Origin of the sequence: Gordonia otitidis (genome assembly GCF_020735545.1) — a bacterium.
Lineage (GTDB): Bacteria > Actinomycetota > Actinomycetes > Mycobacteriales > Mycobacteriaceae > Gordonia > Gordonia otitidis.
This window is the reverse complement of sequence record NZ_CP085974.1, coordinates 16,678-33,779: the sequence shown is the minus strand read 5'-3', so window position 1 is coordinate 33,779 and position 17,102 is coordinate 16,678. Positions and strand designations below refer to the sequence as shown.

The 17,102-nt window shown below is 65.8% G+C and carries 17 protein-coding genes; 12 read left to right on the top strand and 5 right to left on the bottom strand.

From position 1 onward, the window contains the following. Positions 1–15: 15 nt before the first annotated feature. The 5 genes from LK459_RS00160 to LK459_RS00140 all read left to right on the top strand — a co-directional run bounded on the left by LK459_RS00160 (position 16) and on the right by LK459_RS00140 (position 5,897). A complete protein-coding gene (locus tag LK459_RS00160) occupies positions 16–1,242 on the top strand; it encodes a M50 family metallopeptidase (protein WP_227921066.1) in 1,227 nt (408 codons plus the stop codon). Between the two features lie 67 nt (positions 1,243–1,309). After that, entirely contained in the window at positions 1,310–2,494 is a 1,185-nt protein-coding gene (ispG, locus tag LK459_RS00155; RefSeq protein WP_007238523.1) for a flavodoxin-dependent (E)-4-hydroxy-3-methylbut-2-enyl-diphosphate synthase, read from the top strand. Positions 2,495–2,564: 70 nt separating this feature from the next. Continuing rightward, positions 2,565–3,401, top strand: a complete 837-nt coding sequence (locus LK459_RS00150; RefSeq protein ID WP_227921065.1) for a GNAT family N-acetyltransferase — start codon at positions 2,565–2,567, stop codon at positions 3,399–3,401. Between the two features lie 74 nt (positions 3,402–3,475). Then, complete coding sequence (locus tag LK459_RS00145) at positions 3,476–5,311, top strand: penicillin-binding transpeptidase domain-containing protein (RefSeq protein WP_227921064.1); 1,836 nt, start codon at positions 3,476–3,478, stop codon at positions 5,309–5,311. A 352-nt stretch (positions 5,312–5,663) separates the two neighbouring features. Next, positions 5,664–5,897: a hypothetical protein gene (locus tag LK459_RS00140; RefSeq protein WP_227921062.1), complete on the top strand. Its 234-nt coding sequence runs from the start codon at positions 5,664–5,666 to the stop codon at positions 5,895–5,897. Positions 5,898–5,951: 54 nt separating this feature from the next. Here LK459_RS00140 and LK459_RS00135 read toward each other — a convergent pair whose 3' ends face one another. The 4 genes from LK459_RS00135 to LK459_RS00120 form a co-directional block, all read right to left on the bottom strand. Further along, on the bottom strand, positions 5,952–7,169 hold the full coding sequence (locus LK459_RS00135; protein WP_227921057.1) for a DUF7373 family lipoprotein: 1,218 nt from the start codon (positions 7,167–7,169) through the stop codon (positions 5,952–5,954). 181 nt (positions 7,170–7,350) lie between these two features. Continuing rightward, positions 7,351–8,145 carry a heme ABC transporter ATP-binding protein gene (locus LK459_RS00130; protein WP_227921056.1) on the bottom strand — a complete coding sequence of 265 codons (795 nt, stop codon included), beginning with the start codon at positions 8,143–8,145 and terminating at the stop codon, positions 7,351–7,353. Beyond that, positions 8,139–9,218, bottom strand: a complete 1,080-nt coding sequence (locus LK459_RS00125; RefSeq protein ID WP_007238398.1) for a FecCD family ABC transporter permease — start codon at positions 9,216–9,218, stop codon at positions 8,139–8,141. The genes LK459_RS00130 and LK459_RS00125 overlap by 7 nt, the downstream gene beginning before the upstream one ends. Next, positions 9,215–10,228 (bottom strand): heme/hemin ABC transporter substrate-binding protein, encoded by a 1,014-nt coding sequence (locus LK459_RS00120; RefSeq protein WP_227921054.1) that lies wholly within the window; start codon positions 10,226–10,228, stop codon positions 9,215–9,217. Before LK459_RS00120 ends, LK459_RS00125 begins: the two co-directional genes overlap by 4 nt. Before the next feature lie 191 nt (positions 10,229–10,419). Between LK459_RS00120 and LK459_RS00115 the strand changes: the two genes are divergently transcribed. The 4 genes from LK459_RS00115 to LK459_RS00100 all read left to right on the top strand — a co-directional run bounded on the left by LK459_RS00115 (position 10,420) and on the right by LK459_RS00100 (position 13,339). Then, positions 10,420–10,797 (top strand): TA system antitoxin ParD family protein, encoded by a 378-nt coding sequence (locus LK459_RS00115; RefSeq protein WP_007238396.1) that lies wholly within the window; start codon positions 10,420–10,422, stop codon positions 10,795–10,797. Then, positions 10,794–11,384 carry a zeta toxin family protein gene (locus LK459_RS00110; RefSeq protein WP_227921047.1) on the top strand — a complete coding sequence of 197 codons (591 nt, stop codon included), beginning with the start codon at positions 10,794–10,796 and terminating at the stop codon, positions 11,382–11,384. The genes LK459_RS00115 and LK459_RS00110 overlap by 4 nt, the downstream gene beginning before the upstream one ends. Further along, positions 11,381–12,244, top strand: coding sequence for a type I methionyl aminopeptidase (gene map, locus LK459_RS00105; RefSeq protein WP_007238394.1), 864 nt, complete (start codon positions 11,381–11,383; stop codon positions 12,242–12,244). Before LK459_RS00110 ends, map begins: the two co-directional genes overlap by 4 nt. A gap of 66 nt (positions 12,245–12,310) precedes the next feature. Continuing rightward, on the top strand, positions 12,311–13,339 hold the full coding sequence (locus LK459_RS00100; protein ID WP_227921046.1) for a hypothetical protein: 1,029 nt from the start codon (positions 12,311–12,313) through the stop codon (positions 13,337–13,339). Positions 13,340–13,365: 26 nt separating this feature from the next. Here LK459_RS00100 and LK459_RS00095 read toward each other — a convergent pair whose 3' ends face one another. After that, a complete protein-coding gene (locus tag LK459_RS00095; RefSeq protein ID WP_227921044.1) occupies positions 13,366–14,115 on the bottom strand; it encodes an SDR family oxidoreductase in 750 nt (249 codons plus the stop codon). A gap of 129 nt (positions 14,116–14,244) precedes the next feature. Here LK459_RS00095 and LK459_RS00090 point away from each other — a divergent pair, with 129 nt between their 5' ends. The 3 genes from LK459_RS00090 to LK459_RS00080 are packed head-to-tail and all read left to right on the top strand — an operon-like array spanning position 14,245 to position 17,101. Beyond that, on the top strand, positions 14,245–14,640 hold the full coding sequence (locus tag LK459_RS00090; protein WP_227921042.1) for a winged helix-turn-helix transcriptional regulator: 396 nt from the start codon (positions 14,245–14,247) through the stop codon (positions 14,638–14,640). Positions 14,641–14,649: 9 nt separating this feature from the next. Further along, positions 14,650–16,206 carry a cobyric acid synthase gene (locus tag LK459_RS00085; RefSeq protein ID WP_227921041.1) on the top strand — a complete coding sequence of 519 codons (1,557 nt, stop codon included), beginning with the start codon at positions 14,650–14,652 and terminating at the stop codon, positions 16,204–16,206. 58 nt (positions 16,207–16,264) lie between these two features. Next, on the top strand, positions 16,265–17,101 hold the full coding sequence (locus tag LK459_RS00080; RefSeq protein WP_227921039.1) for an alpha/beta fold hydrolase: 837 nt from the start codon (positions 16,265–16,267) through the stop codon (positions 17,099–17,101). Position 17,102 lies beyond the last annotated feature (1 nt).

Below are 17,102 nucleotides of genomic sequence, written 5' to 3'. Positions count from 1 at the left end.
ATTGGAGTCTGAGTAGTGAGTTTCGCGATCGGTGTCGTGCTGTTTGCGCTGGCACTGGTGCTGTCGGTCGCCTGGCACGAGTGTGGCCACATGTGGGCCGCCCAGGCAACCGGGATGAAGGTACGCCGCTATTTCGTGGGTTTCGGACCGACGCTGTGGTCGACCAAGCGGGGTGAGACCGAGTACGGAGTCAAGTTGATCCCCGCCGGAGGGTTCTGCGACATCGCGGGTATGACGCCCTACGACGAGCTCGCCGAGGACGAGCGTGACCGCGCCATGTTCCGACAGAAGCCTTGGAAGCGCTTCGTCGTACTGCTGGCGGGCCCCGCACAGAACATCATCCTGGGTCTCGTTCTCGTATTCATCGTCGCCGTGGCATTCGGGCTGCCCAAGATCGGTCCCGACGCGTACAATGCGCCCGTCTACGTCGACAAGGCGACGTGCGTGGCTCCGTCCACCGATGCGAAGGGCAACCCGACCGCGTGTTCGGGTCCGAGTCCTGCCGCCGAGGCAGGGCTGCGGTCCGGCGATCAGATCGTCGCGATCAATGGTCACCAGGTCGACAACAACGCGGATCTGATCACCACGACGTGGAAGACCAAGGGGACGGCGAATCTCGAGGTGCTGCGGGACGGCGCAACGATGAGTATCGACGTACCCGTCACGCAGGTCCAGCGCATGCAGAGGGCCGAGGACGGCTCTCTCGAGTCGATCACGGTCGGCGCGATCGGCGTGGAACTCAACGCACCCCCGGAGCCCGTCAACCACTACAACATCGCGACCGCGGTGCCGGGCACGTTCTCGTTCACCGGGCAACTCCTGGTGGAGACGTTCAAGGCATTGATCTCGCTACCGTCGAAGGTGAGTGGGCTCTGGGCGGCGGTGACCGGTGGTGAGCGGGCGACGGACTCACCGGTCAGTGTCTACGGTGCGTCGGTGATGGGCGGACAGACCGTCCAGCACGGGCAGTGGAGTGTTTTCCTGCTGCTGCTCATCAGCGTGAATCTGTTCCTCGGGCTGTTCAATCTGGTGCCGCTACTACCCTTGGATGGCGGGCACATGGCGATCGTCGGCTACGAGAAGGGCCGCGACACCGTGCGCAGGTGGTTCGGTCGGGCGCCTGGTGGTGTCGTCGACTACTACAAGCTGATGCCGATCACCTATGCCGTGGTCATCGTGATGGCCGGTTTCATGGTCTTGACGCTCACCGCCGACATCGTCAACCCCATCAGGATCTTCTGATGCGCGGCTCGTCCAGCCCCGACACGACGTCCGCGCACAGAACCCATAACGCTTCGAGGAGTACGAGATGAACGCACCAGCCACAGACGGTGCCACCGCCATCGGTCTCGGTATGCCCGCCGGTCCGCCTCCGGTGCTCGCGCCGCGCCGAAAAACCCGTCAGATCCATGTCGGATCGGTCGGCGTGGGTAGTGACTATCCGGTGTCGGTGCAGTCGATGACCACCACGAAGACCCACGACATCAACGCAACCCTCCAGCAGATCGCTGAGCTGACCGCATCGGGCTGCGACATCGTGCGGGTGGCGTGCCCTCGCCAGGAAGACGCAGACGCATTGCCGATCATCGCGAAGAAGTCGAAGATCCCGGTGATCGCCGACATCCATTTCCAGCCGAAATACATCTTCGCCGCCATCGATGCCGGATGTGCAGCGGTCCGCGTGAATCCGGGCAACATCAAGGAGTTCGACGGTCGCGTCAAGGAGGTCGCAAAGGCGGCGGGCGACGCCGGGATTCCGATCCGCATCGGCGTGAACGCGGGCTCGCTCGACAAGCGCATCATGCAGAAGTACGGCAAGGCCACTCCCGAGGCGCTCGTCGAGTCGGCGCTGTGGGAGGCGGGGCTGTTCGAGGAGCACGGTTTCGGCGACATCAAGATCTCGGTCAAACACAACGACCCCGTCATCATGGTCGAGGCCTACCGCCAACTGGCTGCTCAGTGCGATTACCCGCTGCATCTCGGCGTCACCGAGGCGGGCCCGGCCTTCCAGGGCACGATCAAGTCGTCGGTGGCCTTCGGCTCACTGCTCAGCCAGGGCATCGGCGACACCATCCGCGTGTCGCTCTCGGCGCCGCCCGCCGAGGAGATCAAGGTGGGCGACGCGATCCTGCAGTCGCTCAACCTGCGACCACGCAAACTCGAAATCGTGTCGTGCCCCTCATGTGGGCGCGCGCAGGTCGACGTCTACAAGCTGGCCGACGCCGTGACCGCCGGGCTCGAGGGCATGGAGGTCCCGCTGCGTGTGGCGGTGATGGGGTGTGTCGTCAACGGCCCGGGTGAGGCACGGGAGGCCGATCTCGGGGTGGCCTCCGGAAATGGCAAGGGACAGATCTTCGTCAAGGGTGAGGTCATCAAAACCGTCCCCGAGGCGGAGATTGTCGAGACGCTCATCGAAGAAGCGCTGCGGATCGCGGGTGAATCAGGAGAAACTGGAGAAGGCACGATGGGCGCACCCGTCGTGACTGTTTCCTGACCAACGGGTGTCGGCCCCGACGCGCGTCATTCCGTGCAGGGAACCCGCTCCTGGCTGATGGAGGAAAGACGTGCTGAGGCTGTTGGGCGACAAACCGCTCGGCGCACGTGACGCCCCGACGGTGGCGCGCGTCCTCGGTGCCGATCCGATCGCCAGCTGCATGGTGGCCGCACGCTTCGAGACACACGGCATCGACCCCAGACTCCTCGGCGGCGAACTGTGGACGGCCGACAATCCCTCCACGTCATTGTGTTTCTCGGGAGCGAACCTGATACCGCTCGTCGGTACGACCGCGGACATGAACTACTTCGCAGAACGCGCGCTGTCGAGTGCGCGCGTGTGCTCGTCGATCGTCGGGGGCTCCGACCTCGTGCTGGCGATGTGGGATCGGCTGAGCCCGGCATGGGGTCCGGCGCGCGAGGTGAGGCCGGCGCAGCCACTGCTCGCATTGGCGAGACCACCGAGCGTGGCTCCCGATCCGGCGGTGCGACTGGTGACACTCGACGACCTCGACGTCTACCTGCCGGCGGCGATCGAGATGTTCATCGGTGAGGTCGGCGTCGATCCGTGTGCCGGCGACGGCGGGAGATCGTATCGACGCCGCCTGGCCGCGTTGATCTCCGCGCAGCGGGTGTTCGCGCGGTTCGAGAACGGCCAGGTGGTGTACAAGGCCGAGATAGGTTCTCTCTCACGCCGAGTCGGCCAGATTCAGGGAGTCTGGGTCGATCCGGACAAACGTGGACGAGGATTCGGCGCCGGCGGTACCGCCGCGGTGGCCGCCGCCGTGCAGGCACAGGGACGGATCCCGAGCCTCTACGTCAACAGCTTCAATCTTCCTGCGCGAGCCGTGTACGAACACGTCGGATTCACCGAGGTGGGCACCTTCGCCACCGTTCTGGTGGACTGAGAGGCCGTCACCCGGCGCAGTGGCCCGCGAGCCTCCCGGGTCCGCGGCCTCGGCCGCCTTATCATCGGCAACCGATGGTGTTCTGCAGACGTCACGTCGTTTCCCTTGTTCCCGTGGCGATCAGCGCTGCGCTCGTCCTCGGCAGCACCGCGTGCACGTCCGCCGACGACGGCCCGCGCCAGGCCGCGCAACATTTTCTCGCACAGTTCGGCAAACGAGACGTCGACGGTGCGGCCTCGCTGACCGACAACCCGACGCAGGCGGCGCAGGGACTCGAAGGCGCATGGTCGGGGTTGGGTGCTTCGTCGATGACGGCGGAGACCGGGCGCGCCGACATCGACGGGGACACTGCCGACATCGACGTCACCTATCACTGGAAGCTACCCCGCGGCCGCGAGTGGAGTTATCCCGCAACGGTGAAGATGGGCCGAAGCGATTCGGGCTGGGCGGTGCGCTGGACGTCGACAGACATCCACCCGGATCTCGGTGCGAATCAACGGCTGTCGATGCGCATCGTCGAGGCGCCACGCGCGACGGTCAACGAGTCCGACGGCTCCGAGGTGATGGTCAACGGGACCGTCGTCGGGGTCAACTTCGACGCCAAGAAGGCCGCCGAGCAGGGGTCCGTCGCCGACTCCGTGACCCGTCTGACCGCCGCGCTCAATGCGACCGGCATGTCACTCGACCCGCAGAAGATCGCCGAGGACTCGACGGCCACTGATGGCCAGTACCCCATCACCCGGCTCGACCAGGCGCAGTTCGACAGGTTGCGTGATCAACTGGCCATCCCCGGAGTGGTCACCAACGAGCAGGCCGAACTCGTCGCCAAGGACCCCGGGTTCGCCCCCACGCTGTTGTCTCAGGTCAAAAAGGTCGTCGACAGCGAGGTCGACGGTCATGTCGGGTGGCGCGTCGTGACGGTCAATCCCAACGGCCTCGATGCCGACGTCCTGGCAGACCACGCTGCAACCCCCGCGCCATCGGTGTCGTTGAGCCTGTCGCGCGCGGTTCAGGAGGCCGCGCAACGGGCGGTCGACGCCACCAATCGATTTCAGATCGCGATGGTCGTGATCCAACCGTCAACCGGACGGATTCTGGGGGTCGCGCAGAACAAGGCGGCCGACACCAGCGGACCCATCGCGACCACCGGACTCTACCCGCCCGGGTCGACGTTCAAGATGGTCACCGCGACGACAGCCATCAGACGTGATCTCGCACAACCGGATTCGCTCGTACCATGCCCCGGCGAGATCGAGATCGGTCCGCGAACGATACCCAATTACGACAGGTTCTCGCTGGGTACGGTCTCGATGCTCAAGGCGTTCGCGGCGTCGTGCAACACGACGTTCGCTCACCTGGCGAGCATGATGGGGCCGTCGGATCTCGCCAACACCGCCGCGGCGATGGGGGTAGGGGAGCAGTACGAAATCGCCGGTCTCGACGCTGTGTCGGGTTCGGTGCCCATCGCCAGCGAACTGGTGGCCCGTAGTGAGGACGGCTTCGGTCAGGGCAAGGTGCTGGTGAGTCCTCTTGGCCTGAGTCTTGTTGCCGCCACCGTCGCCAACGACGGTAAACGGCCTGTCCCGCAGCTGATCCTGGGCAAACCGACGAAGGTCACCGGTCCCACTCCCGAGCTGGAGCCCGGCGTCGTCGACAAGGTCAGGCCCATGATGCGGGCCGTGGTCACCGAGGGCACGGGCACCACGATCGCCGACGAGGGCGAGATCTACGGCAAGACCGGTGAGGCGGAGTTCGACGGCGGATCGCACGCCTGGTTCGCGGGTTATCGCGGCGACCTCGCCTTCGCGACGCTCGTCGTCCGCGGCGCCGATTCCAACAACGCGGTGGCGGTGACGCGCGACTTCTTCAACTTCCTCCCGCCGGGATACGCGACGTCGTCGCGTCCGTGATGCCCGGACGATCAGTCCACTGGTCTTCGCGCGAGCGTGTTCACAGCGGCCCAGAACTCTCGCGAGTCGAAGGAAGTCAAGGGTTCGAGAAGGTGGCTTCGGACCGCCTCGGCGTGAACGGTGCGTGCGTGCGCCGCCAGCCGGCGACCCTCGTCGGTGGCGATGATGTGGCGTGCGGCGATGGTGCCGACACGCTGGATGAGCTGTCGCTGCGATCACCGCGTCCATGACGGTGTCTGTCGCACGCTTCCAGGCAACCCACTTCTGCATCTCCCCACGGGAGAGCTTGTCGTCTACCGGACTGCGGCCGGATGCTGGTGTGTTCGTGGTGTCCTGCTCCGCAGAAACGAGTGTGGCAGTATCAGAGCTCGTCCCGCCCGCCGTGGCGACCGGTCTGGCAGGACCTGACCACGCACACGGGGCAGACGTCGACAAGTTCTGCGATTCGGTGTTCTCGCGGCTGGAGAAGCGGGAGCCGGTCGTCGGTTTCGGTCCGACGGATACACCGGACTTTCACGACCGGCTGCACGCCGAGCACGAGCGGTTCCTCGTCGGCGCGCAGCGGTTCCCGACCGCACGGTTCTGAGTGAGCAGCGGAGTCGGGACAAGCCCATGACGGTGACGGGCCCCGCGACTTTATTCAGTGAGCATTCTGGTCGGCCTTGGTGAGAATCACATACTGCGCAGCTGCCTGCTGGTAGACGTCCTTCTTGTCCGTCGAGGAGACCTCTCCGACATAGCGGCCCTTCTTGACGTAGCACTGGTAGACGTTGTTCGTCGAGTTGGCTGAGGACGCGCAGCGCGCATTGGGGAGGCCGGGGGGTGCGGGCATGTCCTTCCATCCGCGCGATGTACCACTCGCTCGGAACTTGTCCACTATGGTCGTGGCGCCCTCGGGTGTGTTCGCACGGTAGACGACGGACTTCTCGACAGCGTTGGCTGTGGATCCCACCTTGGTCAGTGTGGTGAAGGTCGTCACCGGATCATCACTTGTCTGTGCCATACCACGTGGTCCGTACACTGCGCGCACGCTGCTGCGTAGGATCGTCGAGTCCTTGTTCTCGATTTCCGCGTCGGTGTATGGCAAGGCGTAGACGAGGACTTTGTTCTGGTCCTGAACCGGGTAGTCGATGTTCTTGATACCCCGTTGTTCGCGTTCGAACTTGTTCAGCCGTATCGGATACTGATCGACGAGTGCGGTCTGTAAGCCGATGGCCTTTCGAACAGTGGGTTCGAGCAGGTCGGCGTGTGCCGAGTTGGTCTCGAACCATTCGTAGATCACGAAGGTCTGGTGATAAGTGAAGGTCATCAGCTGCCGGTTGTCGCCCGTACTACCGGCGACGGTGACGGTGTCCGGCATTCCCGCAAGTGTGCCCGTCGTAGTCTTCTTGTCGGAGGCAGTGGCTGCCGCCATCTGCGTGGCGGCGGTCTTCGCGTCCTCGGGCGTCGCGTATCGCAACACCAGTGCGTTCAGGCTGCGTGGATTACCCTGTCGCAGCTGGGAGTCGGGGGTGCCCGCAGCCACGGAGAACCCGAAGAGAAATCGGTCCTTGTTGACGGCCACATTGTTCGCTGAGTCCGAAATCAAGCCACCCGGCGACCCCATGATCGCCTGGGTGGGCATGGACGTCGACGTGAGGTCTGGATCGATCTCGAACGGTACGACGACATACTGTGCCAACCGTTGAGCGTCGATGCGAAAAATCTCGACGCTATCGGTGACGGTGCCGAAAGTCGGACGGGGGCTGGTGGGGTATCGACCGGTGTCGAGTGTGGCGACATCGACGGACTCATCGCCCGAGGAAGCGACCGCGTCGCCATCGACCGAGCAACCAGCCACGGTCAAGATCACTGCCACAGCCGCTGCTCCCGCTGCACACCAGTGTGACGTAGCGCGCTTGAATCTCATTGCCTGTCAGCCCTTCCCTGGCCGAATCGTTCAGACGACCACCGTGCACCCTAATACGACGCTCGCTCGGCATCGGCACCCGCTCTGGGCTTCGCAGTCGCGTGAATGACGCGGCGAGTCGGCGATCAACTCACTGTCGTCGGGGGATGATGATCGGGGCACCAGTCTCGGGATGGTCCCAGATCTCGACAGGATGGTCGTAGGTCTCCGACAGTCGGTCGGCGGTCATCACCTCGCGCACCGATCCGACGGCCAGCAGGTGGCCCTGCTTCATCAGGGCGACGCGGTCGGCGTAGGCGGCGGCGAGCGAAAGGTCGTGGACCACAAGCAGAATGGCTGCGCCGTTGTCGCGATGGCTGCGCAGGATGTCGAGGACGCCCTCTTGATGGTGGATGTCGAGGGCCGCGGTCGGTTCGTCGAGAAGCATGATCGGGGTCGATTGCGCCAGCGCACGCCCCAACGAGACCCTCGCCTGCTGGCCCCCGGACAGCTGGCCGAAAGGGCGCTCGGCGATGTCGTCGAGATGGCACACGCGCATCGATTCGGAGATGATCCGCGGCGACTCGGCGGCCTGCGGCGTGCGCAGCCACGGGTACCGCCCCATCTCGACGACCTCGGCGACGGTGAACGGTGTGTCCGGCCGGTTCTGCTGGGTCACCAGCGAACGTGCCCGTGCCAGTTCGCGCGCGTGCATCCCCGCGATGTCGATGCCGTCGACCATCACCCGGCCCGCCTGCGGGGTACGTAGGCCCGCCATGACCGACAGGAGCGTCGACTTGCCACACCCGTTGGGGCCGACCAGCACGACGAGTTCACCCGGCGAAACCGCGAGAGTGACATCGCGCACGACGAGCCGACCACCGAGTTCGACGTCGATGTGTTCGCCGAGCAACCCGGAGGTGGTCGCTGCTTCCGTGGTCACCACCCGGCCCCCGCGTTGCGACTGCGGCGCAGGAGCAGGAAGAAGACCGGCCCGCCCACGATCGACGTGAACAGGCCGAGCGGCAGGCTCGCCGGAGGCATCACGGTGCGGGCTGCGAGGTCGGCGGCCGCGAGCACCAATGCGCCGCCGATGACGCTGGTCGGCAACAGGATCGAGTGTCGGGGTCCGACGATGAGCCGCATGAGGTGCGGCACGATCAGTCCGACGAACATCACGATCCCCGTGAACGCGACGGCGGCCGCGGTCAGGATCGCCACCAGGACGATGACCTGGCGACGCACCACTTCCACGTTGACACCCAACGACGCGGCCTGCACCTCGCCGAGAGCGAGCAGATCGAGCTTGTGCACCAACAGGAACGACGCCGCGACGGCGGCCACGACCAGCGGGAGAGCCACCCACACCGGCCCCCAGCCGATGCCCTCGAGTGAACCCAGTTGCCAGAACACGATCTGTTCGCGGGCGGTCGTCGACGCGATGAAGGTGAGATACGCGATGATGCCGAGCGCGAAGGCGTTGACCGCGATCCCGGTCAGCACCAACATGATCGGCGACGACGAACCGTCGCGGAGCGAGAGGACATAGACCGCTGCCGACGTCGCCAGGGCGAACACGAAGGCAACGGCGGCCAGCGCCCATCCGTTCACGCCGACACCGCCGACGACGATCATCAGCGCTGCGCCGACAGCGGCGCCGGAGGACACACCGACCACGCCCGGTTCCGCAAGGGGATTGGCAAGCACGCCCTGCATGAGGCACCCGCCCGCTCCGAGTGCGGCGCCGACGATGAGACCCATCACGATTCGGGGGAAGCGAACGTTCCACAGCGTGTACTCGCCGATCTCGGCCGGAAGCGGTCCGATCGACAGGTGGAGGTGGTGTGCGAGGCTACCGAGGACCTCGACGGGCGACACGCTCACCTGCCCGACAGCCGCCGAGGTGATCACCACCAGAACGGTCAACACCACGAGAGCCACGATCACGACGACGCCGGGTACGCGGCCACCGCGGGTCGCGAGACGCCGGGATCGTGACGGTGAGCTCTGCAGGGTCATGCGTAGACGGCCCGGCCGAGTGCGCCGAGCACCTTTCCGGTGTCCGGCCCGAAGGAGAGCATCTCCGTCTCGTCCATCTGCACCACTCGACGCGCCTTACCCGCACTGGTCTGCGAGACCCCGGGGAGCGCGAGGACGCCGTCGAGCCCACCGACCGAGTCGGCACCCTGGGTCATCACGAGGATCACGTCGGGATTCGCGGTGAGCAGAGCCTCGGTGGTGACCTGGGTGAATCCCGGCTTCAGGCCTGACGTCGTGCCCGCGTCGGTGCCACCGAGCGCCGCGATCAGGTCGTCGGCTCCCGATTGAGGTCCGGACATGAGCACCAGTCGTGGGCCGCGGATGTAGAGAAACGCCATGCGCGGATTGCCCGACGGGTCCGGCACCGCTGCTCGAGCGTCGGCGATCTCCTTCTCGGTCCTTGTGACGAGTTGCTCGCCTGCCTGCCGGACACCGAGGGCCGCCGCGACGTCGCGGATGAGAGCGGGAGTGGTGGCGATGGTTCTCGTCGAGGTGAACGCCACGACCGGGATACCGGAGTTGCGGATCTGGTCGACGGCGCCCGGCGGCGTCGTGTCCTCGTCGACGAGCACCACGGTGGGGTTCAGCGCCAGTACCGCTTCGGCGCTGAGCGTGTGTCCGTTGGTCGTGACGAGGGGGAGTTTCGACGCGGACGGGAACGTCGTCGACGTGTCGCGGCCGACCACGCGCGATCCGAGACCGAGCGAGAACACGGTGTTGGAGAGTGTTCCGTTGCGGTCGATCGCGATGATGCGGCTTGTATCGGCGACCGTCACGTTGCCGTGTCCGACGGAGTCAACCGTCGCGGGCAACGTGATGGCAGGTGTCGTGGTGACGGGCACGACATCGGAGTCGGGAAGTGTGGCTGTCGAAGGCCCGTTGCGCAGGTGTGCGGTCGCGGCAACCGAACTGCTCGTCGGCTGTTGGATGGGTGCGGTGCTACATCCGGCGACAAGCGCGACGAACGCTCCCAGCACCACCGCGAGCACCCGTGAAGACCTCAATCGCTCGCGACCTCCCGCTTTCCTTGACGTGCCATCTGTGCCACCTGGGGCAATGTGTCGGCTTAGTCTCACCTTAGTCGTCGTACCGACCACGACGAGCAAGGGATCTGGCTCTCGATCGGCCTCGTCTGTAGCAGATTGCTACACTGGGCAGAGGTTCGTGGTCAGGAGGAGTCATGACGAACGTCGCCGACAAGGTAACTCGTTTCTCGTCGGAGCTCGTCGACGCCGCGGCGTCGGAGGGTCGACGCGAACAGCGCTCTGCGCGCCAGCAACTCGAGCACTGGGTGCGGGTCGGTCGTGAGGTGTCCGACCAGCGGCAGGTCGCCCGACGTCGCGTCGAGGCCGCGCTCGCCGGACGGCTCCCGCTCGGTGATCTGTCGATCGAGGAGGGGGCGGTGTTCAACGCGGAGATCGCTGCGTCTCTCGAAGAGTCGCTCGCCACCGGCAATCATGTCGCCGATCGCGCGGCTCGTGGTCTCGCGACGGTCGCCCTCGATGAGCAGGGACGTGTCGTGAAGCATCTCCCTGACGGTACGCAGATCGTTCTGTGAAGCGGCTCGACCTCGTCGTCGGGCCGAACGGTTCTGGTAAGACGACGTTCGTCGAGCAGCGCCTCGCGCCGCTGTTGCCGGGCAGCGTGTTCGTCAATGCCGACGTGATAGCCCGCGATCGCTGGCCGGATGCTCCCGAGGCGCACTCCTATGAGGCTGCACGGATCGCCTCGACAATCCGCGAAGCGCTGATCGAGCAGGGCGAGTCGTTTGTCGCCGAGACCGTGTTCTCGCATCCGTCGAAGCTGCACCTGATAACCCGCGCGCGACGCTCGGGCTACGTCGTGGTCCTCCACGTGGTACTCGTGCCGGTCGAACTCTCGGTGGCACGTGTCGCCGAGCGGGTGGTCGAAGGTGGGCATTTCGTACCGGAGGAGAAGATCCGCGGAAGGTATGAGCGTCTGTGGGCTCTGGTGTCTGCCGCGATCGGCATGGTCGATCACGCGACCGTGTACGACAACTCTGCTCCCGACGTCACCCGGATCGTCGCACGTTTCGTCGACGGCGACCACGCGGGCACGGCGCAGTGGCCGTCGTGGGCGCCCGACGAACTGATCGAGATCACGGAGCCTAGTCTGGAGATATGACCGTGCGAACTGCTCTGCGACCAGGAAAGCCGACACCCATCCGGCAGGTGCCCGACTCGATCGAGCGCCCGGAATACGCGTGGAAGCCGACCGTCAACGAGGGGCACGAACCGTGGGTCCAGACTCCCGAGGTCATCGAGAAGGTGCGTGTCGCCTCCAAGATAGCCGCCAATGCACTCGCGGAAGCCGGTAGGGCCGTGGCCCCCGGGGTCACCACCGACGAACTCGACCGCATCGCCCACGAGTACATGATCGATCACGGTGCCTACCCGTCGACGTTGGGCTACAAAGACTTTCCCAAGTCATGCTGCACGTCTCTCAACGAGGTCATCTGTCACGGCATCCCCGATTCGACGGTCATCGAAGACGGCGACATCGTGAACATCGACGTAACCGCATACATCGACGGCGCGCACGGCGACACCAATGCGACGTTCTTGGCGGGCGATGTCTCGCAGGAGGTGCGAGACCTGGTGGAACGCACCAGGATCGCCACCGAACGAGCGATCAAGGCGGTCAAGCCGGGGCGTGAACTCAACGTCATCGGCCGGGTGATCGAGGCGTACGCAAATCGATTCGGCTACACCGTCGTTCGTGATTTCACCGGGCACGGAATCGGGGAGACGTTCCACAACGGACTCGTCGTGCTGCATTACGACCAACCCAACGTCGACACGGTCATCGAACCCGGCATGGTGTTCACGATCGAACCCATGATCAACCTCGGTGGACTCCCGTGGGAGATGTGGGACGACGGTTGGACGGTCGTCACCGCGGACAAGAAGTGGACCGCTCAGTTCGAGCACACGCTCGTCGTCACCGACGACGGCGCCGAAGTGCTGACGATTCCCGACAACTAGAGAGTTCCGTGGAGGCCGGTGCGTGGCCGCACTGGTAGTCGCGGCTGCGTGAGGAGGTTGCACGACGTGGGTCAGCCATACGGCCCCAATCCGGAACCGTTCGGCGGGAGGGGGCCCGTCGGTCCGGGACACCCGCCCCAGGCTCCGGGGCCGAACTACGGTCAGCCGCCTCAGTACGGCCCTGGGACTCAGCATGGTCAACAGCCCCAGTACGGCCAGCCGCCCCAATACGGTCAGCAGCCCCAGTACGGTCAGCCGCCTCAATACGGCCAGTCATACAGCGGTCAGGGTGGCCAGCCCTTCGGGCAGTATCCCGGTCAACCGTATGCCCAGCAGCCCGGCATGTTTCCGCCCGGCGGTCGGCCTCCGCGGCGCACCGGCACGGTCTGGTGGATCGTCGGCGGGATCGTTGCGGTGATCGTCGTCGTCTTGGTCGTCGCGGTCGTTCTGGTGTTCACCCTCGGAGGCAACGGCAGCAGGTCGACGCCCACCGCCACCGCTGCCGCGTTGCTCCTGCCGCAGTCCGCTTTTCCCGTTGCCGGCGGCACATTCAGCGAGTCGAGTGGTTCGTCTGCCAACACCGACAAGGCCGACGATGCGATCAGTGTCGACAAACCGGAGTGCAAACGGCTCGGTTTCGGTAGTACTGCCAGCGGTGACGGCGCGGCGCGCATCCAGACGATCGGCGACAGTGGCTCCCTGACGTCGGTCACCTATTCGGCGCTCGTCGAGAAGTCGGACGACCCCGACCTGACGTCCAACCTCGACCACCTCATGACAACGTGCAAAGACTTCACGGCAACGGTGACGACGTCCGGTGCGAGCGTGGCCTTCCCGATCCACATCGAACCGCTCACGGTGTCCGGCATCGACGGGTCGTACCACGCGCTGACCATGACGGGCTCGGCCAGCGGCGGTTACAGCACGTTCACCCTCAAGTCCGTGATGGTGATCGGTGTCGAGCGCGGGGTCGTCTTCGTCGAGGAATACGACTCGTCGGGTACCTCGACCGCATCGACGCCGGACTCTGACCCCACCCGCAATCTCGCCACGATGTTCAACAAGCAACGGTCGATCATCGCCGGTGCCGACTGACCGTACCGCTGCTCGTGCGGCGTCGATCATGCCCTGCGGGCGCCGCCCTCGACGTGAATCGTCTCACCGGACACGAAGCCCGCGGTGAGTAGCCACTCGGCGGCGTCGACGATGTCGTCGGCGGCTCCGACGCGACCGGCGAGATTGCCCTCGGCGACACCGTCGAAGAACGCGCCGCGGTCGGCAACGGGCATCTCGTCCCAGGTTCCCGAGTCGATGATGCCGGGCGAGATCGCGTTCACGCGAATGGGTTTCAGCTCATTGGCCAGATGACTGACCGCAACGGAGACTGCGCCGTTCGTCACGCCCATAACAGCGAACCCCGGCGATGGTTTCCATGCGGCGACACCCGAGAACAGGGTGATCGATCCGCTCGGGGGCATGTGTGGGGCGAAGTGCTTGGCCAGCACCATCGGCCCGATCACCTTGGCGTCGAAGGCCTTTGCCGTCGCGTCGTGGTCGAGTTCGGACAGCGGTACGTTGTGGTGCGCCGCGGCAGTACTCACGATGTGGTCGACCGCTCCGAGCTCGGCTGCGGCGTCCGCGATCGACTGTTCGTCGGTGATGTCGAGGGCGATGGCGCGTCCCGTGCGAAGTGCGGCGGCGGCCTTCTCCGCTGAACGGATGTCGCGTGCGGCGATGACGACCGATGCGCCCGCCGCGTCGGCGCGCTGCGCGATCGCCAACCCGAGATTCTTTGCGCCGCCGACGACGAGGACGGTCGTGCCGGCCAGTGTGGTGTTCGTGGCGGGGGTGCTCACGTCGTGTGTGGTCATGACAACGTTCCTTTCGGATTGAGTAGGCTGAACGACAGTCACGGTATGGATTTGATACCGGTATCTTCAACGAAATCGTCGGCGATCAGCGCAGATCGGCGAGTGGTCGAGCTCGAGAGAGGAGTTGCGATGTCCAAGGCGTACGACGTGATGGCGGCCTCGTGCCCGAGCCGGATCGTCCTGCACCGCATCGGGGCACGATGGACGGTCTTCGTGGTCACCGCCCTCGCCGACGGATCGATGCGCTTCAGTGCGCTCAAGGCGCACATCGAGGGCATCACGCCGAAGGTGCTCACCGAGACGCTGCGCGCTCTGCAGTACGACGGCCTCGTCGATCGCCTCGACCTCGGCGGTCAGCCGCCGCACGTCGAGTACCAACTCACCGATCTCGGTCGCTCGTTGCTGGCTCCACTCGCCGCGGTGCGCGCCTGGGCCGAGGATCATGTGCCCGACGTCGAGGAGGCCCACCGGCGGTTCGCGGACGGTGATCCCACGCGGGCGCCCGCCGACGACCCGTCCCGGTAGGGTGTGCCGGTGACGCGGTTACTGGGTGCGCTGCTCGTGGGCGGCACGAGTTCGGATGCGGGCAAGAGCCTTGTCGTCGCCGGTCTGTGCCGTGCGCTCGCCCGCGACGGGGTACGGGTCGCACCGTTCAAGGCCCAGAACATGTCGAACAATTCCGTGGTCACTCTCGACGGCGGTGAGATCGGCAGGGCCCAGGCACTCCAGGCCGCGGCGTGTGGATTGTCGCCGTCGACGCGGTTCAATCCGGTGCTCCTCAAACCGGGCAGCGACCGACGCTCGCACGTCGTGGTTCGAGGCAAGCCGGCAGGTGATGTCGGGGCACGCGACTATCTCACCCGCCGCGCCGAGCTGCGCGATGTGGTCGCCGATGAACTTGCTTCCCTGCGTGCGGAATTCGACGTCGTGATCTGCGAGGGCGCCGGCTCTGTCGCGGAGATCAACCTGCGCGACTCCGACATCGCCAACATGGGCCTGGCGCGAGCTGCCGGGCTACCCACTCTGCTGGTGACCGACATCGACCGCGGCGGATCGCTCGCGCACCTGTTCGGCACCACAGCCATCCTCGATCCCGACGATCAGGCGCTGATCGCCGGCTACGTGATCAACAAGTTCCGCGGCGACCAATCCATCCTCGACCCAGGACTACGCACGCTCACCGCGCTGACCGGTCGCCCCACACTCGGCGTTCTCCCGTTCGTCGACGACCTCTGGATCGACGCAGAGGACTCGCTGGCCGCTCCGGTGGGACGCAGGGTCGGACCGCCCGACACACGGGGTACAGACGGGGCGCAGCGCCTCACCGTCGCCGCGATCCGGCTGCCCCGCATCTCCAATTCCACCGACGTCGAGGCGCTTGCGTGCGAACCCGGCGTCGACGTCACCTGGGTCGCCGACCCGTCGTCGATCCGCTCGGCCGACCTCGTCGTCGTGCCGGGGACGCGTGCGACCGTCTCCGATCTCGCGTGGCTGCGTGAGCGTGGGCTCGACGTCGCGCTGGCTCAACGGGCGTCGCGCGGCGGATCGATCCTCGGGATCTGCGGCGGTTTCCAGATGCTCGGTCGACGAATCGTCGACCCGGTGGAGTCCACTGCGGGGCGCACCGGGCACGCGGCCGTCGACGGACTCGGCCTCCTCGACGTCGACGTGCGCTTCGACCCCGACAAGGTGCTACGCACCACAAGTGGCCTCGTCGACGGAGTCCGGGTCACCGGCTACGAGATACATCATGGTCGCGTCGTCGACTCGTCGGAGAAGCCGTGGATCGACGATGTCGAGCACGGATTGGAGGGCGCGTGCCGTGATGCCGTCCGGGGTACCCACTGGCACGGGTTGCTGGCCTCCGACGAGTTCCGGCGAGCCTATCTGCGCGACGTCTCCGCGGTCGCGGGCAAAGCGTTCTCACCCGCACCCGACACGAACGTCGCAGCGATCCGCGAGAGGCAACTCGATCTCATGGCCGACCTGGTGCGCACACATCTCGACCTGAACGCTCTTCGTGCCATCGTCGCCGCCGGCGGGTCGCGCCGGCCACCGGCGATAGTCCACCACCTGGTTGGGGGCCAGTGAGAAATCCGACGCGCCAACCCGGGGGTCGGACCGATGCGACGCCGCTAGGGTTGGTGGAGTGGAAACTGAGCGGCGCGAGATCACTGTCGGCGACCTGACCTTCGACGTCCGCGTCGGCGGCCCCGACCACGGACCGTGGGTCCTCATGTTGCACGGGTTCCCTGTGAACAGCTCCTGCTTCGACGACGTCGCCGCTCGCCTGCACGAATCGGGTCTGCGCACGATCCAGGTCGACCAACGCGGCTACAGCCCGGCCGCGCGCCCCGCGGACGTCGAGGCCTATCGCCTCGACGCGCTGGTCGACGATGCCCTCGGCATACTCGACGCGATGAAGGTGCCCTACGCGATTCTCGTCGGACACGACTGGGGAGGGATCGTCGCCTGGCATCTCGCAGGCAAGCATCCCGACCGTTTCACCGGATTGGTCGTCGCGAGCACAGGTCATCCGCTGGCGATGCGTGACGCCATCAAATCCGCGGACACCACAGACGACCAGCGCGAGAAGTCCTCCTACATCAAGGATTTCATCGCAGGAGGCGCCGAGGAGAAGCTGCTTGCACGCAATGGCGTGCTGCTACGTCGCGCAGGCGTGACCGCCGACGAGCTCGCACCGCTGAAGGAGCCCGGAGCACTCACCGCAGCACTCAACTGGTACCGCGCCAACTTCACCGGCGACATCGCGGCGACACTGGCGTGTCCACCTGTGGAGATCCCGACAACGCTGGTGTGGTCCGATGCCGACACAGCGCTCGGCCGCGCTCAGGCGGAGGGGAGCGGACGCTACGTCTACGGCGACTACCGATTCTGCGAGCTACCCGGCGTCGACCACTGGATTCCGCAGAAGGCCGCCAAGGAGCTGGCCAGCGAGATCTCGCTGCGGTCCGCGGTGTTCTAGA